The sequence below is a fragment of the Pseudoalteromonas sp. S1727 genome (assembly GCF_005886375.1).
In the GTDB taxonomy this organism is placed as follows: Bacteria; Pseudomonadota; Gammaproteobacteria; order Enterobacterales; family Alteromonadaceae; genus Pseudoalteromonas; species Pseudoalteromonas haloplanktis.
In genome coordinates this window covers 1-24,280 of sequence record NZ_PNDT01000029.1, presented here as the reverse complement: position 1 = coordinate 24,280, position 24,280 = coordinate 1, and the positions used below count along the sequence as shown (strand labels likewise).

21 protein-coding genes and 2 tRNA genes are annotated in these 24,280 nt (G+C 40.2%); 9 read left to right on the top strand and 14 right to left on the bottom strand.

What is annotated here, in order from left to right:
* Window positions 1-62: 62 nt before the first annotated feature.
* Window positions 63-287: a DUF6429 family protein gene (locus CWB85_RS09105; protein ID WP_138554687.1), complete on the bottom strand. Its 225-nt coding sequence runs from the start codon at window positions 285-287 to the stop codon at window positions 63-65.
* Between the two features lie 212 nt (window positions 288-499).
* On the opposite strand from CWB85_RS09105, the gene CWB85_RS09100 reads away from it, so the two are divergent.
* Window positions 500-739, top strand: a complete 240-nt coding sequence (locus tag CWB85_RS09100) for an RNA recognition motif domain-containing protein (protein WP_016707920.1) — start codon at window positions 500-502, stop codon at window positions 737-739.
* Window positions 740-818: 79 nt separating this feature from the next.
* Here the strand turns inward: CWB85_RS09100 and CWB85_RS09095 are convergent, their stop codons facing one another.
* The 4 genes from CWB85_RS09095 to CWB85_RS09080 form a co-directional block, all read right to left on the bottom strand.
* The gene (locus tag CWB85_RS09095; RefSeq protein WP_016707921.1) at window positions 819-1,763 is read right to left on the bottom strand and encodes a PDC sensor domain-containing protein; all 945 of its coding nucleotides are present in this window, start codon (window positions 1,761-1,763) and stop codon (window positions 819-821) included.
* A 161-nt stretch (window positions 1,764-1,924) separates the two neighbouring features.
* Complete coding sequence (locus CWB85_RS09090; RefSeq protein ID WP_249314822.1) at window positions 1,925-2,521, bottom strand: hypothetical protein; 597 nt, start codon at window positions 2,519-2,521, stop codon at window positions 1,925-1,927.
* Window positions 2,522-2,659: 138 nt separating this feature from the next.
* Window positions 2,660-2,962: a DUF6172 family protein gene (locus CWB85_RS09085; RefSeq protein WP_016707922.1), complete on the bottom strand. Its 303-nt coding sequence runs from the start codon at window positions 2,960-2,962 to the stop codon at window positions 2,660-2,662.
* A 157-nt stretch (window positions 2,963-3,119) separates the two neighbouring features.
* Window positions 3,120-3,641, bottom strand: a complete 522-nt coding sequence (locus tag CWB85_RS09080; RefSeq protein ID WP_016707923.1) for a VC2046/SO_2500 family protein — start codon at window positions 3,639-3,641, stop codon at window positions 3,120-3,122.
* A gap of 112 nt (window positions 3,642-3,753) precedes the next feature.
* Between CWB85_RS09080 and CWB85_RS09075 the strand changes: the two genes are divergently transcribed.
* A tRNA-Tyr gene (locus CWB85_RS09075) sits at window positions 3,754-3,838 on the top strand.
* Between the two features lie 48 nt (window positions 3,839-3,886).
* Window positions 3,887-3,971: transfer RNA gene (locus tag CWB85_RS09070), tRNA-Tyr, on the top strand.
* 162 nt (window positions 3,972-4,133) lie between these two features.
* Here CWB85_RS09070 and CWB85_RS09065 read toward each other — a convergent pair.
* On the bottom strand, window positions 4,134-4,865 hold the full coding sequence (locus CWB85_RS09065) for a M48 family metallopeptidase (protein WP_138554686.1): 732 nt from the start codon (window positions 4,863-4,865) through the stop codon (window positions 4,134-4,136).
* A gap of 85 nt (window positions 4,866-4,950) precedes the next feature.
* On the opposite strand from CWB85_RS09065, the gene CWB85_RS09060 reads away from it, so the two are divergent.
* From CWB85_RS09060 to CWB85_RS09050, 3 genes are all read left to right on the top strand, one after another.
* Window positions 4,951-5,931: an ion channel gene (locus CWB85_RS09060; protein WP_016707925.1), complete on the top strand. Its 981-nt coding sequence runs from the start codon at window positions 4,951-4,953 to the stop codon at window positions 5,929-5,931.
* Between the two features lie 247 nt (window positions 5,932-6,178).
* The gene (locus CWB85_RS09055) at window positions 6,179-9,517 is read left to right on the top strand and encodes a PAS domain S-box protein (protein WP_138554685.1); all 3,339 of its coding nucleotides are present in this window, start codon (window positions 6,179-6,181) and stop codon (window positions 9,515-9,517) included.
* Window positions 9,518-9,519: 2 nt separating this feature from the next.
* Window positions 9,520-10,509 (top strand): response regulator, encoded by a 990-nt coding sequence (locus CWB85_RS09050; RefSeq protein ID WP_016707927.1) that lies wholly within the window; start codon window positions 9,520-9,522, stop codon window positions 10,507-10,509.
* Between the two features lies 1 nt (window position 10,510).
* Here the strand turns inward: CWB85_RS09050 and CWB85_RS09045 are convergent, their stop codons facing one another.
* Together CWB85_RS09045 and CWB85_RS09040 are read right to left on the bottom strand one after the other, a co-directional pair.
* Window positions 10,511-10,900 carry a VOC family protein gene (locus CWB85_RS09045; protein ID WP_138554684.1) on the bottom strand — a complete coding sequence of 130 codons (390 nt, stop codon included), beginning with the start codon at window positions 10,898-10,900 and terminating at the stop codon, window positions 10,511-10,513.
* Window position 10,901: 1 nt separating this feature from the next.
* Window positions 10,902-11,567: an HD domain-containing protein gene (locus CWB85_RS09040; RefSeq protein ID WP_016707929.1), complete on the bottom strand. Its 666-nt coding sequence runs from the start codon at window positions 11,565-11,567 to the stop codon at window positions 10,902-10,904.
* 138 nt (window positions 11,568-11,705) lie between these two features.
* Between CWB85_RS09040 and CWB85_RS09035 the strand changes: the two genes are divergently transcribed.
* Window positions 11,706-12,896 (top strand): class I SAM-dependent methyltransferase, encoded by a 1,191-nt coding sequence (locus CWB85_RS09035; protein ID WP_029216076.1) that lies wholly within the window; start codon window positions 11,706-11,708, stop codon window positions 12,894-12,896.
* A gap of 34 nt (window positions 12,897-12,930) precedes the next feature.
* Here CWB85_RS09035 and CWB85_RS09030 read toward each other — a convergent pair whose 3' ends face one another.
* From CWB85_RS09030 to sixA, 5 genes are all read right to left on the bottom strand, one after another.
* Window positions 12,931-13,227: a PilZ domain-containing protein gene (locus tag CWB85_RS09030; protein ID WP_016707931.1), complete on the bottom strand. Its 297-nt coding sequence runs from the start codon at window positions 13,225-13,227 to the stop codon at window positions 12,931-12,933.
* Between the two features lie 9 nt (window positions 13,228-13,236).
* Window positions 13,237-13,614, bottom strand: coding sequence for a response regulator (locus CWB85_RS09025; RefSeq protein WP_016707932.1), 378 nt, complete (start codon window positions 13,612-13,614; stop codon window positions 13,237-13,239).
* A 66-nt stretch (window positions 13,615-13,680) separates the two neighbouring features.
* Window positions 13,681-17,568: an ATP-dependent RNA helicase HrpA gene (gene hrpA / locus CWB85_RS09020; RefSeq protein WP_138554683.1), complete on the bottom strand. Its 3,888-nt coding sequence runs from the start codon at window positions 17,566-17,568 to the stop codon at window positions 13,681-13,683.
* A 290-nt stretch (window positions 17,569-17,858) separates the two neighbouring features.
* Window positions 17,859-18,209: a RidA family protein gene (locus tag CWB85_RS09015; RefSeq protein ID WP_016707934.1), complete on the bottom strand. Its 351-nt coding sequence runs from the start codon at window positions 18,207-18,209 to the stop codon at window positions 17,859-17,861.
* A gap of 73 nt (window positions 18,210-18,282) precedes the next feature.
* Window positions 18,283-18,759, bottom strand: coding sequence for a phosphohistidine phosphatase SixA (sixA, locus tag CWB85_RS09010; protein ID WP_029216078.1), 477 nt, complete (start codon window positions 18,757-18,759; stop codon window positions 18,283-18,285).
* A 183-nt stretch (window positions 18,760-18,942) separates the two neighbouring features.
* Between sixA and CWB85_RS09005 the strand changes: the two genes are divergently transcribed.
* Complete coding sequence (locus tag CWB85_RS09005) at window positions 18,943-21,663, top strand: insulinase family protein (protein ID WP_016707936.1); 2,721 nt, start codon at window positions 18,943-18,945, stop codon at window positions 21,661-21,663.
* Window positions 21,664-21,820: 157 nt separating this feature from the next.
* Window positions 21,821-23,953 (top strand): putative bifunctional diguanylate cyclase/phosphodiesterase, encoded by a 2,133-nt coding sequence (locus CWB85_RS09000; RefSeq protein WP_016707937.1) that lies wholly within the window; start codon window positions 21,821-21,823, stop codon window positions 23,951-23,953.
* 11 nt (window positions 23,954-23,964) lie between these two features.
* Here the strand turns inward: CWB85_RS09000 and CWB85_RS22480 are convergent, their stop codons facing one another.
* A complete protein-coding gene (locus tag CWB85_RS22480; protein ID WP_016707938.1) occupies window positions 23,965-24,141 on the bottom strand; it encodes a hypothetical protein in 177 nt (58 codons plus the stop codon).
* Between the last annotated feature and the right edge of the window lie 139 nt (window positions 24,142-24,280).

Here is a 24,280-nt window from a genome sequence, read left to right as displayed (position 1 = left end):
AGCGATTTACATCGCGACAGCCTATATATTAGACTCTACAGCATGCTGTGCAGGTAAAATTGCTATTTCGTAAATAACTTTTCAAACAATCGCTTTGCATGTTTTAAGCCATCATCCGTAAGGATGACTGATTTGGCTTTACCTACCGGGTCGCCTATTAGGCCTTTTTCATGCAGCCGATTAGTTACGTCCCAATCAATTTGTTTCCATGCACGGCAATGGTCGTGCAAGGTTAAATACATCAGTGCTAATGCAGCGTCGTCTATTTTATCTGTGTCTATTTGCATATGCTGATCCACTATTGACTAAAGTTTTACTTATATTGTCATTTTAAAAGTAGCCGTTCAACAGCCACCATTATAATTTACCCAGCTAGAAATCGTCACGCAGCTCAAATTCATACTTGTTATGCTTTATTTCACTGGTTTGTAATTAATCATTAGGTCATACCAAGATTACTTGAGACAATCACCACCGTCATTTTTAAATAGAGTTCATTATGAAACTATTAGTCAGAAATTTAGCACGCACCACTAGCGAACACGATATTCGCACACTATTTACCGTTCACGGTAAAGTTACTAACTGTAATTTAGTCCTAGATAAAGAAACTGGCCAATCAAAAGGCTTCGCGTTTGTTGAGATGCCAGACAATGCTGAAGCGAATGCAGCAATCACAGCGTTAAATCAAACCAGTGTTGATAAAAGCAAAATACGCGTAAAATTAGCCGATGCTTAATGTAAGTGGTTGATAAAACACTTACGCTTGTATAAACAATAATGGCTTGAATCTACAAGCCATTTTTATTACTTATGCATTACGCGTTTTTACGGTGCCGCTGGGTGCTCAACAACAAAGTCTCTGCTTTAGCACCTAAATACACATAAATCGCCAGTGCAATTAATAACCCAACGACTGCTAACATCATGTAAATAGCCGGTAATAAGTATTGAGATTGACCCAGTGCTGCTTTAAACATGGTTAGTAAAGCTTCAATAGACACCGCAATCAAAATAGTCGAAATAAATCGCGTGATTGTTCGCCGTGTAGAGCTGTGCCTAAAGATGTCTTTATGCATCAGAATTTCTTCTTCTAGAATGGTTTTACCCAAATCGAATATTGCTAACGCTAAAGTAATAAAAATAATAATACTAAATGGCTCAAGCGGATCCTCTGCTAACGACGTGGTAAAGAGTAAATTATAAATATCGCCAAATACCCGATAAAGTAAAAATAATACTAAACAAAATAAGCAGCTAACAATAATGCCATAGCCAGCTTTAAAAAATGGCGTCATATTTGCGCGAGTACGATCCCCCATAATAAACTCAATTAATTGAGTTAAGCATACATCAATAACTAAATACGCTTGCTCGCCATGGGGGTGATCAAGCGCTTTAACTGCTGATATACATAAGTGATTTGTCGCTATCGAAATATAGGGCGCAGTAAAACGAGTTTGTGATTGCTGTTGAATATCTTGAAAATAAGGGCGTTCACTTAAATCTTGTGCGTCACCCCGATTGTTTAAGGTTTTCATATACTGGCGTTTAAAACAAACATTGTTGCCCAACTGCACCCCGTTTTTATCTAAACAATACTGCAATTCCAAAAATGGATATTGAGCCACTAAATGACGGTTATCTTGTTGCTTTTTAACGCCATCGGCAAGGCTTGCTAAAATTGAATCGAGTAATTCATGAATAACAGGTTGATACTCTTGATAACGCTCAACACTACTGATGTAACTCATTCTGGCCATAATTGGAGCTCCTAACTGCATTATTAGGATCCAAAGCAATTACAGAACCAACTTTAAAAAAACATAAAAATCAATGCACTATGTTATTTTATAAATAATAACAAACTATTTTGCACCACGTGCGTGCATAGTGCGGTGCAATAAATTTAGCTTGCAAAAAACTAAGGGAGCAAGGTTAGGGATTTTACACTTATCGTAGCTGTGCCGCCGTGCTCATCGGTTAGATCCGGCACTAAATAAATTGCATTGATATGTTCCAGTATCATACCTACATCAATTGATTCAACAGGTGTCCAACTAGGACGCGAAAAATCATCTAATGTAAAACACCGCGTTGTCCAATTATCAGCTGGCGCTAACTTATGTTGATAATGAGCATAACTTTTATCCCCCAGCCCACCATAATCTTGCTGTGACAATTTAACGACTAAGCCGGTACTGCTTTTATATTCCAGTGCAATAGTGGCCACCGCTGCCAATGATTTATTTGGTAAATCATAAATCAATTCAACCCATGAATTACTTTTAGCATTTAACCGTGGCACACGAGAAAACTGGATCCAAATATGATCATCATTAATCAGTTGTGATTTTGTTTGTACACTGCTACCAATGGCATCCGTTGCGTAATGCCAATCGTGTTGTACAACAGAGTTGACTTTCAAGCTCGTGGGGCAATTGTGTTGTGCACTTAGCGGTAATGACGTAGTAACTAGTACGCCACAACTAAATAAAGTCACTAGTAGCGGGTTAAGCATATGCATCCTTTTTATTGTTTTTCTTATCCAGTCTTAGGGCTAGTTTGCAGTATTTTGATCGTAAAGTCTGTACCTATTAGGTTGTTTTTGACACAAAAAATGGGCTATTCAGCCCATTCTTTAGTAAATCAATTACTTTTAAACTTCATCATCAAAATCTTGCACTTGACGTTGCGCAGCTCGCGCAATGATTTCAACATAGAAAGATTCTAAGCCTTGCTTTTCAATCTCACTAATTGAATTACTGATTTCAGCAACATGTACTACTTGTGCATCTTCGGCAGTGTTGCCAAATTTACAATCAAATGCCCAGTAATCAGCATCAACTGGCAATGTTTTGTTACGCTCTCTTTTCAAATACTTTTTAACTTCATGCTTTGCAGCATCTACCATACGTGGGTATTTGATTTTCTCATGATTCAGCGTGAATGTTTTCTTCATTACGTTCCTAATTACCTTGATTTAATGATGATGACATTTACACCAAGTAAGTTGGAAATGCCATTTCGGTCATTATAGCAATTGCATTTAGTTTTTGGATGCTTTTTTTACCCGAAAGTAAATAAATCTGCTTGCTGATAATGATATCAGCCTAACATCACGCCTGTGCAAGGTGCAAGGGTTGATGGAGATCGTCATTATTAAGGCTATCGTAGAATGCAACTGCATCCATTTGTGGATGATCTAATTGGCTTTCTTTATTTAAATGACGCTTGCGTACAACGGGTTCGCAGTTATCAATTACTAGCAGTGGAATATGGTTTTTATCATCGCGGATCACTAATGGCTCAGGTGTAAGGCATGAGCGCAAACGAATATCCGCCATCCCCCCTTGCTGTAATCGTTGCGCATTATGTTGTCCAATTAGCATATCAAATTGCGCAGGTGCCAGTGCTTGCTCAGGACCTGCCCCTAAGTATTTGCGTAATTGAGTTTCACTTTGTGTTGTCGCATGAGTATCAACGGACGTCTTAGGTAAATGAAACTGACTAAAATCGAGCGCATCATGTGAGAGCATTGCCAATAATAATGCAAACTCACCACGGCGTGATTCACTCACACTTTTGGCAAGACGATTATTAAGTTGACTCTCTGTGATTAACAAATCATCGATTTGCATAGACTTTAGCCGATTAAAGTAGGGAATAGATATTTATCGGCATTATTTGCTATTTCTTTAGCTTTTTTCTTTACTTAAATACTCACTTTGCTATTATCAGCGCCGTTGCATTGGAGGGGTTCCCGAGCGGCCAAAGGGATCAGACTGTAAATCTGACGGCTCAGCCTTCGCTGGTTCGAATCCAGCTCCCTCCACCACTTTTCTATCGCTCAGTTAAGTGGGGTCAAATGTAACAAAATTAGTGTGGAGGGGTTCCCGAGCGGCCAAAGGGATCAGACTGTAAATCTGACGGCTCAGCCTTCGCTGGTTCGAATCCAGCTCCCTCCACCACTTTTCTTCTCAAGTATTATCCTTATACCAATCGACTTAAATATTTAACCATTCTAGCGGGCTAAATAAAGCGCTAACTGCGTTATAAATTTTTCATGTAGAACAACTAGATGTCAAAATTTATGCCTTGTTATCACTCCATTTACCTGTAATAACCTAACGCTATTCAATCACCCATTGTAAACCCGCACCATGCTCTTTGAGCCAGGTTGTTGCTTGCTTATATTCAGGGTAAAACTCACCTACTCGCTGCCAAAACGCAGCACTATGATTTAAATACTTTAAATGGGCAAGTTCATGCACAATCACATAGTCAATAATCGTGTGAGGTGCACTAGCAAGTAACAAATTAAAGGTCAGCGCCCGTCGTCGATTACAACTCCCCCAACGACGTTTATAAGTATGAATACGAATACTGCTTGGTAATGCCTCTGCCATTTTTATACAATACTGTTGTACTCGCATTTCTATATAACTTTCTAGTTGCTCATGTAAAAAAGCTTCAATCAGGCTTTGATACATAGCGTGCTGGTGTTTAATACGTCGAGATAAATTTAACTGCAAAGTTGGCTGCGCCTGATTATTATCTAAGCGCCACTCACAACGTGTTCCAGTGCCATACACCAGTGTTATAGGCTGATCAAAAACAAGAACTCTATTATCTTTTAAAAGATACTGGCGTGTATCAAGCAACTGACTTTGCTTATAGAGCTGCTCATTTATCCAGCCACTTTTACTCACTAACCAGCCCTCAAGCTCCTCAATAGCAACCCCTACAGGGGCATACACTGTCACACTCTGTTGCTGGACTTTAATAGCCACGGTTTTGCGGCGACGACTACGCTTTAACTTATATTCAAACAAACCTGACTCTTGTAACTGTTCGACAGTCATTTAACTAATTACAGGGTGGCTATATTACCTCGCGAAATAACTGCTAATCTATAACTAAGTGGAATTAAATAAAGCGACGTCACAGATGCCAGATAAGCCTTGTTGTAATTATACTTCTCCTGATGGCCATAATTGCCAAGAAACTGACATGGGTTCAGGCTTCTGCTTTTGGCATGATGGAAAGTTTGATAAGTCAGGTTTAGATCTCACCCAAAAATTAGAACGCTATGCAAAAAAAGGAGGATTATTACAAGGGTTACAATTACAACGCGCCAACCTCACCGGACTTAGCTTAATAAAGCAGGATGATGAAGATGGTTTTGATTTATCCTACAGCAATTTTTATCGCGCAACGTTAACACACGCTCACCTATTTAATAATAAAATAGCTCACAGCTCGCTCATGAAAGCCACTTTACATGATGCCAGCCTACATTATTGTAATTTACAAGACACTAACCTGTTGGGTATAAAGCTCAACAACACTCGTATAGATAACATAGATTTAGGCACTGAATTATTACAAGAAAAACAAGCCAAAGCCGCGTTAAAAGATGCCGACCATACTGCAGCACTTGACCTATTTGAACAATCTGAAGAGATATTTCGTAATTTACGAAAAGCATCTGAGCAGCAAGGGTTATTTGAATTGGCTGGCAATTTCACTTATAAAGAGCTAAGGATGCGGCATGCGCAATACCCTAAAGGCTCAAAAAAACGGTTGGCATCAAGCTTTATTGATATGTTATGCGGCTACGGCGAAAAGCCCGAAAACGTGATCCGCTTTAGTTTGTCACTAATCATCTGCTGTGCCCTGTGTTATTTTATCTTTGGCGTGATGGATGCCAGAGGATTAATGCAGCTAAATACTGGGGCATCATTGGGCGATAATTTATCAGCGCTGTTAAATAGCGTTTATTTTAGCGTGGTTACATTTACAACTTTAGGCTATGGCGATATAACACCTGTCGGTTTTTCGCGCTTAATTGCCGCAATAGAAGCATTTTGTGGTAGTTTTTCATTGGCGCTGTTCGTTGTGGTATTTGTGAAACGGATGACACGTTAACTGGTGACTATTTTACAAACAAAAAAATCACTAGTTAGTGATAAATAGTCGCTATAAAATTGGTTATAAATAGTGCTATCATTATGCCCAATAAAACTTAGTAACTTGATTTTACAAAGATTTTAATTTTGTTAAATTTTATAGTTGAAAATGTAAATAACAACTAAACAACTCACATGCATTTAAACTTTTATCAACATAAATTTCAGATAGCGTTAAGCGCTGAAATAAACTAAATTGAGCCGTTATGCTTTCAGCTTTTTTTATTACAGATCAAGATCCTAGCCTTATTATCAATGGTGTATATGACCCGTTCCTAGTAACACTGTCTGTTTTAACTGCTATTTTTGCAGCATTTTTTGCAGCTTACCTAATTGATCTCGCTAAAGAAACACGCTTTAAAAGTTATCAAAGATTGGCCAACTCCACAGCTTCCTTAGTGTTAGCTGGCGGTATTTGGAGTATGCACTTTATTGGCATGCTCGCATTCTCACTCTGTACAAATATTAGTTATGATCCAATACTCACTTTATTCTCATTCATTCCTGCATTTTTCGCTTGCTTAGCAGCTGGATCATTACTTGTTAAAAGCAACAATACAATTGCTAGTTTAATAATACCATCTATCCTACTTGGCGCTGGCATCGGCACTATGCATTACAGCGGTATGGCTGCCATGCAATTAAGTCCTTTGTTACGCTACGACCCACTGACATTTGGGCTATCAATCATAGTCGCTGTAGTACTGGCATTCATTTCTTTATATTCGCGTTTTAATATCAGTAAGTACTTTCCATCTTTTACTGCTGCGCAAACACGATTGCTCAGTGCCACCATTTTAGGTTTTGCAGTTGCAGGCATGCATTACATGGGGATGGCCGCTACGCGATTTGTCGCAACTTCGCCATTAATTGGTGATGGTAGTGATAGCTCACAGCTTACTTTTGTTGCCATTAGTGTGGTATTTGCAACCATTATTTTAACTGCGGTTGTTGCGATTATTAATGGCATGGTGCGCTACCGCATGTTACTTGAAGAAAAAACGGGCAACGAATCTCGCTTAGAAGCGATTTTATCGACCGCCATAGATGGCATTGTAACCATTGATCATCGCGGTCACATTTTAAGCTTTAATAACGCAGCGCAAAATATTTTTGGCTGGCGCCAATCTGACGTACAAGGCAAAAATGTAAAAATGCTGATGGCAGATGACATTGCCGTCCATCATGATGAGTACCTTTCAAAGGCGGGTCACATCGATTTAGGAAAAGTCATTGGCATCAATCGAGATGTACTTGCAAAACACAAAGATGGCCATTTATTCCCTATTCGTTTAGGAATTGGCGAAGCAACCCAACCTGGTCAGGACTCAATATTTGTTGGCTTTATTACCGATTTAACCGAGCAGCGAAAACTACAAAAAAATCTCATCGAAAAAGAACAACAATACCGTTCGCTGATGGACAATATGCCAGGTGTGGTATTTCGCTGCGAGTTAAATAAAAACTGGAGTATGATTTTTATCAGCCCTAGCATTAATGAAGTAACAGGCTACGTACCTTCAGAGTTTATTAATAAGCATATAGAATTTGGTGATTTAATTTTCAAAGACGACACCGATCGTATCAATGAAGCAATCGCCCAAGCCGTTGCAGATAAATCACAATACTCAATTGAATATCGACTGCGCCACCGTAATGGCAAACTTATTTGGGTGCTTGAAAAAGGCAGCTTTGAGTTTAACAATCAAGGTGAAGCGGTTTGGATTGACGGCGTTATTGTTGATATTAGTGAACGTCGTGAATACGAAGATAAGCTAAAACTAGCCAAATTAGCGGCTGAAGAGGCAGCGCAAGCGAAGCAATCATTTATGGCAAATATGAGCCACGAAATTCGTACTCCAATGAACTCTATTATTGGTTTTAGTGACTTATTAATGGATACACCGCTTGATCAAGAGCAACAAAAGCATTTGATCACCGTCAACAATGCCGCTCGTTCGCTGCTGCGCCTATTAAACGAAATACTGGACTCGGCGAAACTAGAAAAAGGTAAGCTGACCATAGAACCAGTACATTTTAATCTTCAGCCCGTTCTTGATAGTATTATTTCCACCTTTTGGCTAGAAGCTAAAAAGAAAGATCTTGAACTAACACTAACTATTAAAGAGTCTGTTCACTCTGCTTACTATGGTGATCCGGATCGAATTCGCCAAGTGTTAACTAATTTAATTGGCAATGCGATTAAATTTACAGCACAAGGTTCTGTAAATGTAACGGTCAGTACAACCCAAAATAATTACTTATTTTTTGAAGTACAAGATACCGGTATTGGCATTGCTAAAGATCGCCTTAAAGCCGTATTTCAACCTTTTGTACAAGCTGATGGCACCACCACTCGCCGATTCGGTGGTACTGGACTGGGCACCACGATCAGTAAACAGCTCGTCGAACTGATGGGTGGCATAATCAATGTAGTAAGTGAAGAAGATAAAGGCAGTTGCTTTTACTTTTCATTACCTTTAGAGCCTAGTGATGAAACAAAGATCAACTACTTTGATGAGTTACACACTCAATTACCGCAACTGCGCATTTTAGTCGTTGACGATATAGAGCAAAATGTTGAGTTACTGCAACTATTATTATCGCGAGATCAACATATTATCAGCACTGCAAGCAATGGTTTAGAAGCACTTGCTATCTTTGAAAGCCAAGATTTTGATGTTATTTTGATGGATATCCACATGCCTGAGTGTGACGGTATTACTGCAACACATAGAATTCGTGAAATCGAACAGCAACGACAATTAAAGAACACACCAATCATTGCCCTTACTGCCAGTGTATTACAACAAGATAAGTTAACTGCGAAAAAAGCAGGCATGAATGGCTTTGCAAACAAACCTGTTGATATTAACCAATTGAATCAAGAAATTGCCCAAGTACTTGGTTTTGGCTTAAATAAAGAGACTCTGATTGCACAAAGTGACCCCACGGCACAGCATATTGACTTTAAAAAAGGGCAACAACTGTGGGGCAGTAAATGTAAACAATTGACCGAAATACACCGTTTTCTTAAAGATCAAAAAGAAGTATTTGAGGTCATTTTTAATGATGGATTAAATGCGTTAAAAGATTTTAAAGGCACATTACATACGCTTAAAGGACTTTCAGGTAATCTAGGTTTACCAACAATGATGAAATTACTCTCAGCATTAGAAAAAAGTGAGTCGGCGCAGCAACAAGTACAAGTAATTAAGCAATTAGAACTAGAATTCAATGCGGTAAGTGAGTTTTTGGCTGAAAAAACTCTAGCATGTATGCCCGCAACAAATGTTGAGAAAAGTAGCGAAACATTATCACTGAGTGCATTTAAGATGATCTGTGAGCAACTACATAAAGATGCTGAAAATGCTGAACTAAACGATGAATTGCTCGCAAAAATCGAAGCTAATGCGCCAATTGTGTACCAAAGTGACGTGGTAGCATTGGTCGAATATTTTGACCAATTTGATTTTGATAGTGCGCAGAGTCACTTGGCAGCATTAATTGAATTACTCAATCAAACAGAAAACGTGGATGCATAATCATGGACTTAATCACTGAACGCCCTCGAATTCTTATTGTTGATGATGAACCTGCCAATCTTAAAGTTATGCGCGAAGTATTAGGCAATCAATATCGCCTTTCTTTCGCCAAATCAGGAGATGCGGCGCTTGCATTAGTCGAAAAAGAATTACCGAAACTCATTTTACTCGATATTATGATGCCTAATATGAGTGGGTTTGAAGTATGCCAACAACTTAAACAGAATCCAGTCACCCAACATATCCCCATTATTTTTGTCACCGCGCTGGCAGATGAAAGTGATGAATTTAAAGGTTTTGAAATTGGCGCGGTAGATTACATTACCAAACCTATCAGCCCAGCGATTGTACGTGCTCGTGTTAAAACCCATTTATCCTTGGTGCAAGCTGAGCAGTTAAAGCAAGCCCATGTCGATTTAGTTCATCGCTTAGGTTGTGCCGCAGAGTACAAAGATACAGATACTGGCGAACACATAATAAGAATGAGTAAATACAGTAAAATTTTAGCGCTGGCCTATGGGATGGATGAGCAGCACGCTGAACTTCTCAAACAAGCCGCCCCCATGCACGACATAGGCAAAATTGGCATTCCCGATGCAATTTTACTCAAGCCTGGAAAGTTAACCGACGAGGAATTTGCGCATATGAAAGAACATGCGCAAATAGGTGCAAAAATTTTAGCGAATTCAACCTCACCATTACTGCAATTAGCTCACCTACTTGCTATGGAACACCACGAAAAGTGGGATGGTACAGGCTACCCCAATGGTTTAAAAGCAGAACAAATATCTATAGAAGGGAGAATTGTGGCAATTGCAGATGTATTTGATGCATTGACATCTAAACGCCCTTATAAACAAGCTTGGAGCGTTGATGAAGCGATTTCTCATATGCGTACACAAGCGGGCAAACACTTTGATCCTCAACTGATTGCTTTATTTGAAGGTCAACTAGATGCAATTTTAGAGGTCTATTTAGCTTATCAAGATTGAGCTAAATATGAGCTGCTATATATAAATAGTCATGAGACGTTATTTCATGACTATTACCACTTAAATCTTGAAAGTAAACAGAGTACGTTACTTTATGATCCGCCACTACGGTTTTAACTCCTAAATCAGCAAAGTGTTTAAGCCAGGCAATAAACTGCTCTCCTGTCGCACCAAATGCAACACCTTTACTAGTCCCTTCTCGCTCAAATAATGCTAAACGAACGCTCGCAGCTGAGTCTTGTAATGTTAACGGCCCTTTACCTTCATCCCAAAAAGCCAACTCTGGCACAACATGAAACCCTAACACAGCTTTGTACCAAACGACGGCATCAGTTAAATTAACCACATTCAAATGGCAATGATCAATACCGGATAATGAAGGAAGCGTCATATTAGCCAATCTCAGATTTTAGCTGGGCGATAAATGCGTGCATATATTCAGTACGACGCGCAGCTTCTGCTTTTGCAGATGGCGTATTCATACTGTTTGCGATGTGTAACAGCTTGATGAAAAAGTGGTCAAGTGTATAAAGAGTATCATTAGGGGTTCGCTGCGCACAGAATGGGTCGACAGGATCATACAAATTACGCCCTATTGAGCCACCAACCTTCATACAGCGGCTAACTCCTATTGCCCCTAACGCATCCATACGATCGGCATCTTGTACAATTTGTGCCTCCACAGTTTCAATTGCAATATTAGCGCTGAAACTATGTGCTGCAATGGCGTGGTGAATTGCGTCAAAATAGTGTGAGTCATGGCCAATTGAAGTTAAGAATGTGATCGCCTTATCCGCGGCCATTGTCGACGCTTTAGCACGATCAGGATGATTCTTCGCAACAGCAACACAATCATGTAACCATGCAGCTGGTAAAACAATATTCATATCAGCTTGCTCAGCAATACATAACTGCTTAGCAACTCTCACAACACGCTCAATATGGGTAATATCATGCGCTACATCAGCACTGACTAGCGACATAATAAAGTTACGGCAATGATTTTCTAATTGCTGCAATGAATCACTCAGCGCTAAAACGGGCAAAGATTGTTCCATAGTTCCTATAATTTCAAATTAATACATTGAATTATAGTTACTTTACCGCGGTTATAGGGGGCGATGCAAAACATTCATTGTATGTTCGAGTCTGCTTCACTAAAATACGCCCTTAATTTATCTGTAATGAGAAGCCTAATGTCATCTGCTATATACCTACAAGCTGGTCGTGAAAAATCACTGAAAAGAAAACACCCATGGTTGTTTTCAAAAGCCATCAAAAAAATAAAAGGTAAACCAAGTTTAGGTGACACAGTAACCATTCACGATAACGACGGTAAATTTTTAGCTACTGCAGCTTACAGCCCACATTCACAAATCCGCGCCCGAGTGTGGAGTTTTGATGAAAAAGAAGTGATCGACCAAGCATTTTTTGAACGTCGTTTACGCCGAGCGCTTGCTGCTCGCGAGCAAGTAATCACTGAAGGTGGTTTAACCGGTTTTCGTTTATGTGCTGCAGAATCAGACTTTTTACCTGGCGTTACTATTGATAAGTTTGACAATTTTTTAGTGTGCCAGTTATTAAGTGCTGGTGCAGAGCGCCATAAGGGCGAAATAGTCGGTGCTTTGCTCGCTATTTTCCCAGGCTGTGATGTCTATGAACGCTCTGATGTCGATGTACGAAGCAAAGAAGGTTTGGAGCCAACTATGGGCGTGTTATGGGGTAACAAACCAGAGCAACCCGTGTTAATAGAAGAAAATGGCTTTAAAATTGAAGTTGATATTCTTGAAGGCCATAAAACCGGTTTTTACCTTGATCAGCGCGATAGCCGAGCAGCACTAGAGCGTTTTGTAAAAAATAAAAAAGTGCTTAACTGCTTTAGCTACACAGGGACATTTTCATTATATGCACTACGCGGCGGCTGCGAACATGTCACTAACGTTGATGTATCACAACCCGCTCTTGATACCGCTAAGCGCAATGTTGAGCACAACGAGTTAGATTTAAACCGTGTTGATTTTATCAAACAAGATGTGTTTAAGTTATTACGTCAATACCGTGAAGAAGGCGTGCTATTTGACACGATTGTGATGGACCCACCAAAGTTTGCTGATAACAAAGCACAGCTTACAGGTGCATGCCGAGGCTATAAAGATATCAACATGATTGCCATGCAAATTTTAAAACCTGGCGGCACGTTACTCACATTCTCATGTTCAGGGTTAATGGATCAGAACTTATTTCAAAAAGTCGTCGCTGATGCTGCCCTCGATGCCGGTAAAGACTTATTGATCATGGAGCGTTTAAATCAAGCTGCTGATCACCCCATTGCAGGTAGCTATCCTGAAGGTTTTTACCTAAAAGGTCTGATCTGTAAAGTGTATTAAACTGACCGCAACGAATTAACCTGAGCTCATCAGGTTAATTGAACTGCATTATTTCTAGTCCTGCGGTCACCGTGCCATCACACTCTTTGCTAGCACGGATCACTTTGGCGGTTGCATCAAGTGGTGCAATCGCAGGGCTAGTTGAAGCTATGTTCACTTTAACAATGGTGCCCAATTCAAGTAATTCATCCAAATGAACTGATAATCCCGTTGCACTTAAATCAACACAGACTACATCAAATTGTTGGCCAGCAATTGGCTCAAGTGTCGTTAGTTTGGCATCTGCATTTAACTGCATTCGCCTAAAGTTACGTTTATCTTCATTGAGCATTTAGCCCCCTTACATCACCGTTTTTATTTTCTCTAACAACCCCACCACTGAAAAAGGTTTAACTACATAAGCATCGCAACCGGCATCAAACCCAGCCTGTTGTTCTTGCGCTGACTCTAAACCTGACACCATCACAATTGGAATATTGCGAGTTTCAGGGGTATTTTTCAACATTCTACAAGTATCATAGCCATCTAAGCCTGGCATACAGACATCTAACAAAATAGCATCCGGCGGATTTGCTATTGCCGATGACAAGCAGCTCTTACCTGATTCTGCATAACTGAGCTCAAAGTTAGTTGATAGAGCGACTTTAAGCATCTCAAAATTAAAATACTCGTCGTCTACAACTAGTAAACGCAAGGGTGTGTTAGCGGATGAGCGCATGGTTAATTTCGTTCCTTCTCATCTTCAAATTTTTCCTTTGAGCTAGGTATAATAAATAACCCTAGCTCAATCAATTTCCTTTATAGCATTGAGCACACGTTTTGCTGAAATCGGATATGGTGTGCCTAATGTTTGTGCAAATAGTGAAACTCTTAGTTCCTGCTGCATCCAAAAAATATCCTGTAATTGTTGTGGTACAGGCATTCCTGGCGGTACTTTTTTCAACAGTTTTTGATACTCTTGAGCAACTTTATCTAATTCGAGTACACATAATCTGTCACGATTTGGGTCAACAGGCAACTTTTCTAAGCGTTTTTCTATCGCTTTTAAATAGCGAATTAAATCACTGAGCTTATCGGCTCCATGACTTGAAACAAACCCTTTAAATATTAAAGATTCGAGTTGGCTTTTTATATCACCGTGCGCGGTGATCATGGTTAAATCAACACGGCCTTTCATCTTTTTATGCAACGCATGAGCGATGCTAAGCACTTGTTCAACTTGTGTAGCAATCGCCACAACTGTATCACCAAGCTCCCCACGGATCTGCTCTTTAACCTTTTCAAACGCTTGCTCAGTTCGAACATCGCCAAGCGAAACTAATAAGCTATCAACCCCAGCGGCGATACAGTCATCAATTAAATCAGCCACTTTACCAAACGGATTAAAATATAGACCTAATTTTGCCTTATTGGGTAAATGTTGTTGTAAATATTTTATCGGCGATGGCACATTTAACAAGACTAAACGGCGTAACCCTTGTTGGTGAGCTGCTTGTGCTTTTATTTCATTATCAAATAGTTCAACAGCCGCAGAAGACTTTTTATCCACCAGCGCTGGGTACGCTTTGATCTCATACTGACCTTGTTTTTTAACATAGGATACGGGTAACTTACCAAAGTCCCATTGTATGAGCTCACTTTTCTCTATGCCTTTATCCGCAACCTTAGACAAAGTTTGCGTCACTTTACCTTGTAATTGTGCTTTGAGCTTCGCTAAATCCATGCCCCGTGCAAGCACATTATTCTTATCATCACGTACTTCAAACTGTAAGCGTAGATGAGTTGCCAGTGTGGTGAGATCCCACGCATCTGGCTCCACGCTTACCCCAGTCATTCGCAATAACCGCGTCGTTAACGCTTCAATAAAATTACCTTGCATTGGCTCAATAGCGGCCAATACGGCATCCGCATAATTTGGTGCAGGCACAAAGTTACGACGCAATGATTTTGGTAACGATTTAATTAAGCCGGTGATCAACTCATGACGAAATGCAGGGATATGCCAATCAAAACCAGTCTCTTCCACTTGGTTTAACAAAGCCACGGGAATGTGTACCGCCACCCCATCAACAGCTTGACCCGGATCAAAATGATAACTCAGAGGTAGCATTAGGTTACCTTGCTGCCATACATCAGGGTAATCAAACTCAGTAACGCTATCTGCGCCATGCTGCATTAAATCATCACGGGTCATATGCAAATAGTGTTTATCTTGTTGTTTTTGCGTTTTATACCATTTATTAAATGCTGCACGATTGTTTATTTGCGCAGGGATCTTCTTATCATAAAACTCATACAAGGTTTGCTCATCAACCAAAATATCCCGACGCCGACTTTTGTTTTCAAGGGTTTGGATATCTTCAATTAATTCACGATTAAATTGTAAAAAGCCTTCATTTTGACCTAAATCCTGCTCAACTAATGCGCTGCGAATAAACAACTCGCGGCTTACTTTTGGGTCTATATTGCTATAAACACAGCGGCGTTTAGACACAATTACAAGCCCGTATAACACTTGCTGTTCAAAAGCAATCACTGCCCCCGGCTTTTTCTCCCAATGAGGTTCACTGTAACTGCGTTTTACTAAATGCTGTGCAAGTGGTTCAACCCAATCGATATTAATTTTGGCATTAATACGTGCATACAGTTTACTGGTTTCAACTAATTCAGCCGACATCAACCATTTTGGACTTTTTTTGAATAACCCTGAACCTGGAAAAATATGAAACTGGCTATTGCGCGCGCCTTTATAAAGTTGTTTATCATCTTTAAAACCAATGTGACTTAGCATGCCACTAAGTAAGGCTTGATGAATTTTATCGCCATCAGCAACATTCGTGGTGGCTTTCATGCCCATCTCATTACACACAGTGCTCAACTGATAAACAATATCTTGCCACTCACGAATACGCATGTAGGCCAACATATCTTTTTGACACAATTTCCTAAACTGGCTATTACTCAATTCACTTTGTTGTTCTTCAAGGTAATTCCACAAATTTAAAAATGCGATAAAATCTGAATCAGGATCATCAAAGCGACCATGTTTTTCATTCGCCACAGCGCGTTTTTCTTGTGGGCGCTCTCGCGGATCTTGAATCGACAATGCCGCGACAATAATAATTACCTCGCGCAGCGCACCTATCTTTTGTGCTGTTAGCACCATTTTTGCTAACCGCGGGTCCACCGGCAAGCGACTGAGCTCTAGTCCCGATTTAGTAAGTTGAGTCGTGCTTTTGTGTCGTCCTGGTTTTACCGCTTCAAGTTCTTCAAGCAAAGTTAAACCATCGTTAATATTTCGGCTATCTGGGGCTTGCACAAACGGGAATTGCGCCATATCACCTAAACCTAGACCTAGCATTTTTAAAATTACAGACGCTAAATTTGTACGCAGTATTTCTGGATCGGTGAACTCTGGCCGTGAATTAAAATCTTCTTCTGAATAAAGACGAATACAAATACCCGCTTCAACACGACCACAGCGCCCTTTTCGTTGATTAGCACTAGCTTGAGAAATAGCTTCAATAGGCAAACGCTGCACCTTAGTGCGATAGCTATAACGGCTAATTCGCGCAGTACCCGGATCTATTACATAGCGAATACCGGGTACGGTCAGTGATGTTTCAGCAACGTTGGTTGATAAAATAATATGGCGACGGCTATGCGGGGCAAAAATTCGATTTTGCTCTGCATTTGATAATCGAGAATAAAGAGGTAATACGTCAGCCCCTTTTAAATTACGCTTACTAAGTGCATCAGCTGTGTCTCGGATCTCTCGCTCACCATTTAGGAAGATTAATATATCACCTGGCCCTTCTTGGCAGAGTTCGTCAACGGCATCGAATATCCCTTGCAACTGGTCGCCTTCGGCTTCCATGTCATTTTTATCAATGTCAACCAGCGGTCTATAGCGTACATCGACTGGAAATGTCCGCCCTGATACTTCAATGATTGGCGCATCATTAAAGTGCTTTGAAAAACGTTCTGGATCGATGGTTGCTGAGGTAATGATCACCTTTAAATCAGGGCGCTTTGGTAATAGGTTTTTGAGATAACCTAAAATAAAGTCAATGTTTAAACTACGCTCATGGGCTTCATCTATAATAATAGTATCGTATTGATTCAAAAATCGATCTTGTTGAATTTCAGCCAATAAAATACCGTCGGTCATTAATTTTATGTAGCTATTATCAGAAACTTGATCGCTAAAACGTATTTTAAAACCGACTTGCTGGCCAAGTTCACATTGCATCTCATGAGCGATACGATCCGCGACACTACGGGCTGCAAGTCGCCTAGGTTGCGTATGTCCAATATAACCATCAACACCACGGCCAAGTTCTAAGCACATTTTTGGAATTTGTGTCGTTTTACCAGAACCCGTTTCGCCTGCAATAATCACCACTTGGTTATGCGCTATTGCTTGTTTAATGTCGTCTTTTTTCTGACTAACAGGCAATTGCTCCGGGTAAGTTACTGTCGGCAATTGAGCTAAGCGCACTTCACGCAAATCTTGGCTGCGGGTAATATCCGCGGTGATTTTTTCAACAACGGCCGCTTGTTTTGTTTCATCGGTTATTTTTTTTATGCCATGAAGGCGTTTTTTAAAGATGAATTGATCTTTTCTTAGACACGTTTTTAGCTCACCAAACAATTGACCTAGGTTAACCACCCGCACTACCTTATAATATTTGAAAAAAGACGCACAATTATACCCAAGCTACCTCAAGATGCGAGCGTCGTTGAAATTAAAAGCGATTTTGACAAGACATTGAATACAGATTATGGCTACTCCTTTTTAAAATTAGTCACTTACAAAACTAGTGTAATGTTGACCTGATAAAAGGGAGTAGCGAAATAACCCAGCTAGTTATGCCAAGCGACTTAACTATTTAACTACTGAAGTAACCTAAATAAAGCACTAACTGCGTGAGTCATTTTCAAATGGAACAATAATTATCGTTACTTAATTGCTGCAACGACTGAAATTTCAACTAACAAGGCATCACGTGCCATTTTAGCTTCAACACAGGCGCGTGCTGGCGCATGCCCTTCAGGTACCCACGCATCCCACACCGCATTCATATCTGCAAAATATTCCATGCTTTTTACATAAATGGTGGCACTGAGCATGTGCTCTTTAGAGCTCCCCGCTTCATTAAGCAATACTTCAACTTTATCAAGCATGGTTTGTGTTTGTTCGGTGATATTCTTTTCTGCATCAGCACACACTTGGCCGCATAAATAAACGGTGCCGTTGTGTTTAACGATGCGGCTCATTCGCGCACCTGTTTGCAGGCGTTCAATTGTCATAGTTAATCTCAGCTATAATTAGTGTGGCGCTAATTTAGCAAATTTTGACATGAACGCAAGGTTACATATGAGTCTAGACTTCAACGTTGCTTGGAGCGTGAATACTGAGGTATTGGCTGCGTTGATTATTTTCGTCGTAACTTATCACCGCGACAGCCCCTGTATTAAAAATAGGCATGTTTCCGGTGCTGAGTTGATCAACTAAATAGCTAACTATTGGCATATGTGCCACCACTAACCAGGTATCACATTCAGGGTGCATGGCTATCAAAGTTTCCAAATAATCCCCTGCAATTTGTGGATTACCTTCTGGTACTATGTCCGCACAGGTCTCCTCAAATAAAAAAGCATTATGCTTTTTTACGCCTGCAGCAGTTTGCTGGGCACGAATATATGGACTTACTAATAAGGCACTAGGGGCATGCGTTGCTTGCAACCACAAACCCATTTTTTCAGCCTGTTGTTGGCCAACCGAGGTCAAATTTCTACTAGCATCGTCGGCTTGCATTGGTGTCGCTTCGCCGTGGCGCATTATTAGGATTGTTTTCATAAAAAATCAACCAATTAAAGAATATAAAACAGTAGCCAGTTTGCCTGTTTGTCCGCTATATTAAAACAACGTCATACATTTTCGCTCATGATATTCAGGTAGAAATCGCTAGCCATTAAATCGTAATCCTGAAGCTATCATTATTGTTGTTAACGAGTAAACTTAACGTTTCAGGAGCATCATTTGAATATCAGCCGCAATGATAACAGAACATACCGTGCCCTTACACTGGACAATGGTCTAAAAGTACTGTTAGTGCAAGATAAAGATTCAACTAAAGCCGCCGCATCGATGGCAGTCAATGCAGGACATTTTGACGATCCGCTTGACAGACAAGGGCTCGCACACTTTTTAGAGCATATGCTTTTTTTAGGAACAGATCAATTTCCTGAGTCTGGAGGCTTTGGCAATTTTGTTTCTCAAGCCGGTGGTAATACCAACGCATGGACGGGGACTGAACACACCTGTTATTTCTTTGATATTAATAATCAAGAGTTTGAGCATGCACTGCATCAATTCAGTCGGTTTTTCATTGCCCCATTACTCAATCCAGCTGAAACCGAAAAAGAGCGAAATGCTATTGATGCAGAATTTAAATTAAAAATAAAAGATGATGGCCGACGAATTTATCAAGCACATAAAGAAACCGTCAATCCCGCTCATCCGTTTGCTAAATTTTCCGTAGGCAATCAACAAACCTTAGCTGATCGCAATGGTTGTGTAAGCAAAGAGTTACGCCACTTTTTTGAAGAACATTATCAAGCGCAATGGATGAGCCTAGTGATCTGCTCCGATGCAGATATAGACACTATGGTGCAATGGGTTAATACCCTGTTTAGTGATATTAAAGGTCAAGCTAAGCCAAAACCTGTGATTGCAGCCTCTTTATATCGCCAACAAGATCTCTGTAAAGTGCTGCATATAGAGCCACATAAGCATATGCAAAAACTAATTGTAAGTTTTGCCATGCCTAATATTGATGAGTTTTATCGCCACAAAACGGTGAGTTTTATTGCCCACTTATTAGGTTACGAAGGGCAAGGCTCACTGTATTCGATTTTAAAAGCACAAGGCTGGATCAACGCACTTTCAGCTGGCGGCGGCATTAACGGCAGTAATTTTAAAGACTTTAATATCAGTATGGCATTGACTGATGAAGGGATTGAATACTATGAAGACATCGTTGAAATGGTGTTTGAGTATATTTGTTTAATTAACCAAAACATCGATAAATTACCACGCTTATACCAAGATAAAAAAAATCTATTGCAAATTGCCTTTGATAACCAAGAAAAAGCGCGATTAATAGACTGGGTTAGTAACCTAAGTATTAATATGCAGCACTACGATGAAGCCAACTATGTACAAGGTGACTACCTAATGGATGGCTTTAATCAAACCGCACACCAAACCGCTATGCAATGGTTAACACCTCATAATATGCGCTTGGTATTGATCCACCCTGATGTTGAGCCTGAACACACAACTCAGTGGTACCATACGCCATATCGAGTCGAGAGTATCTCAAGCTGCTGGCTTGAAGCACTGTGTGAAATCAATGCACCATTACCTGAAATGCTGTTACCCACAGCAAACCCCTATTTGAGCAAAGAAGTCTTACTCTATGATGTTGAACAGGCATATTCACACCCAAGATTGCTAGTCAAAGAGCCCGGATTCGATTTTTGGTTCAAGCAAGACAGCACCTTTCGAGTAGCCAAAGGCCATTTTTATTTAGCAATGGATTCCGACTTTGCTGTTAAAGACATCAAGCACATGGCACTGACGCGTTTATTTGCTGACTTATTTATGGACAGTGTTGCAGAGCAATTTTACCCCGCTGAACTTGCAGGATTAAGTTACCACTTAACATCACATCAAGGCGGCTTAACCTTACACACTGCCGGATTGTCATCTAGTCAATTGGAGTTGGTTGATGAACTACTCGAAGCATTGTTTAATGTCGATATTTGCGCCAAGCGCTTTGCAGAATATAAAAAGCAGCTAGTGCGCCACTGGCGTAACAGTAACCAAAATAAACCCGTCGGCGAACTATTTAGCGTACTTGGCGCAAAAATAATGCCCTGGAACCCTGAGCCAGAGCAACTTGCTGTGGCACTGAAAGATACCAGTTTCCAGCAATTTAATTGTTTTCGTCGCGAATTTTTTAATGCCTTGCATGTTGAGTCATTTTTACATGGTAATTGGCGCGAAAGTGATGCGACTGAGTTTCAAAAGAAAGTGGCTCACCATTTAGCCAAGTCAGCCACAATTGAAGATTTGGCTCGGCCATTATTTGAAATTGAACAAATCACCCGCTCAGCGCAGACCCTTAACTGTAACGATTATGCGATGGTTATTTACTATCAAGCGCAAACCGATGATGTCACTGAAAAAGTTAAAATGATGGCACTCAACCATCTTATTAATCAAGACTACTTTAACGAGTTACGCACCAAACAACAGCTAGGTTATTTAGTCGGTGCCGGTTACGCGCCCTTTAATACCCGTGCTGGGATTGCTTTTTATGTACAGTCGCCAAATTATTCAGCAAACGCGCTGCTTGAGCGCCACAATGCATTTATTGAGCATTATTTAGATTCATTACAACAACTCAACGAAGAGCAGTGGCAACAACAAAAGCATGGTTTAATCACCCATATTGCCGAAAAAGATAAAAACTTACGACTACGTTCGCAACGTTTATGGCTTGCTATTGGTAACCAAGATCATCATTTTCATATGCAACAAAAACTGCTGGAAGCACTCGACAGCCTCAGCTTAGCGCAAATAACAGCCTATATTCGCGAAACTTTTAGCGGATCTAGACCAAGATATGAACTAACAAGTGTGCCAAAAACAAGTAAGTCGACAAAAACAGTACTTTCTTCGCAATCTCTTTGACACAACAGCGTGCTTCTATTAGATTATCAGGTGCAAAAAACAGAAGTGCACAATGATAATAAAAAAAATAAAAGCCAACGCATCCATATTCGTCACATTATTACTGTGCTATAGCCCACTGAGCCATAGCACTGAGGTTGTCGATTTTCATACCATAATGGTGTACTTACCTAGTGCCTTTGTTGCACTGGTACTTCCGTATTTGTTGTTCACTATTCACAAGTTACGCCGCTCACGACAGCAATTAAGTATTTCTGAACGACGCTTAAAAAGCACCGTTGAAGGCAGTGGTGACACCCTTTGGGATTGGAATATAAAAACCGGTGAAGTGCTGCGCATAAACGATAAATATAGGATGGATAAAAATACCATCATTGACGTTCCCCCCAATAAAGCGCTGATCCACCCAAATGACATAGCGCAGGTAGAGCTACTTTTAAAACAGCATTTTGCAGAGCAAACGGCCTTTTTTGAAGCCAGTTACCGAATAAAAGACAGCTTTGATCGTTGGCACTGGGTACTCGATAGAGGCAAAATAATAGAAAAAGACGCCAACTTAAACCCGCTCCGTATGACCGGCACAGTGCGTGATATTACCCAATTAAAATCAACCGAGGCGCGACTCAATCTATTTGCTAAATGTGTTGAATCACTCACCGATGCACTGGCAATTTATGATAAAAACTTTAACTTGGTTGATCTTAACCCTAGCTTTTTGACCCAGTTTGGCGGTAATCGAGATAATTACTTAAATAAACCATTTACCCTCCCCGGCTACGAACAAAGTTATATTGATGATATTAAAGACACGGTACGTGCAACAGAACACTGGCAACAAGAAGTAAAATTACGCAATAGTGAGCGAAAACTACTCCCGATTGAGATCTCAATTGATGAAATTAAAAACGAACATAATCAAATTTGTAATTATGTAATTGTTTTTTCTGATTTAACCGAACGTAAAAAAGCAGAGTCGCAGCTACATAATTTATCAAACCGAGACCGCACAACCGGTTTGCCAAACCGTAATCTCTTTTTTACTGATTTAAAAAAGCTTGCAAAAAAAGACAACCACCATGCATTGCTGGTCTTTGATCTAGATAACTTTAAAAAGATTAATGACTCATTAGGCCACCAGTTGGGCGATAGCTTACTGGCTAAACTGGCAATGCGGTTAAACAAATTAACCCGTGAAAAGGATGTATTTTATCGTTTAGGGGGGGATGAGTTTGCACTTGTTATGTCTGGCACTAACGATATCCATACCATCACCCGTATGGCAAAACAGTTTTTAGCAGCCATTGCTACGCCATTTAAAATGGCTGGTCATGAATTAGTGATCACCTCCAGTGTCGGTATCGTGTTATTCCCTGAAGACGGTAATACCCCTGAACTGTTGCTAAAAAATGCCGATACCGCGATGTATCATGCGAAAAAGAAAGGCAATAGCTACTTATTCTTCAACGACACCATGAACCGCCAAGCCGTGAAACGTTTACAGATTGAAAACCTGATGCGCTTTGGTTTAAAAGAAGATCACTTTGAAGTGTACTACCAACCAAAAATGAATATTCGCACGGGTAAATTCACCGGTATGGAAGCCCTAGTACGCTTTATTACCCCGAAAAAAGGTATTATCAGCCCGGGCGTGTTTATTCCTATTGCAGAAGAAACCGGGCAAATTATTGAAATTGGTGAAGTGGTACTCAATAAAGCGTGCCGCGATGTGAAAGCTTGGCTGGACGCGGGTTTATTTAATGGCCGTGTTGCCGTGAATTTATCTGCTAAGCAGTTCAGCCTACCAGATCTAACTACCCGTATTGATGTAATTTTGCAAAATCATGCTTTGCCATCATACTTTTTAGAACTTGAAATCACCGAAGGCACGGTAATGGACGACCCACAAGATGCGATTGCGATTATGCGTTCACTCAGCGCCCGTGGTATCCATTTAGCAATGGATGACTTTGGTACCGGTTACTCATCATTGGCATATTTAAAACAATTTCCATTGAATACTTTAAAAGTAGATAAAGCCTTTATCGATGATATGCAAACCGAGCGTGGACGCAATATGGTGGACTCTATTGTCACTATTGCCCATAACTTAGACTTACATGTTGTCGCTGAAGGGGTGGAACAGGCGGATCAAATTGCGATATTAGAAGAGCTAAATTGCGAAACAATGCAAGGCTATTATTATTCAAAACCGCTCTCACGAATTGAATTTACTGAATTTTTGCAAAAACAACAAAACCAAGCAGCGTTGAGTTTAGTACAACAAGCATAACGCCTTGTATCTTAAGCGCGCCAAGCACATGCACGGATACCCACACAGCGCAGTAATGCGCGACGATAATGTAAATTAAATAAACACCATGCAACGGGCCCTAACAGCCCACCAAGCACAACCCAGCGCTTAACTGGCATGCCTTTTTTAATCACTTCTAATACCAATCGTGTTAAGTTACTGACCATTTATAGCGACAGATAAATACAGTGATAACAAGGCCTAAATTTTGACATGTAGTTGTTCTACATGAAAAATTTATAACGCAGTTAGCGCTTTATTTAGCACGCTAGAATGGTTAAATATTTATGTACATTGTTATAAATA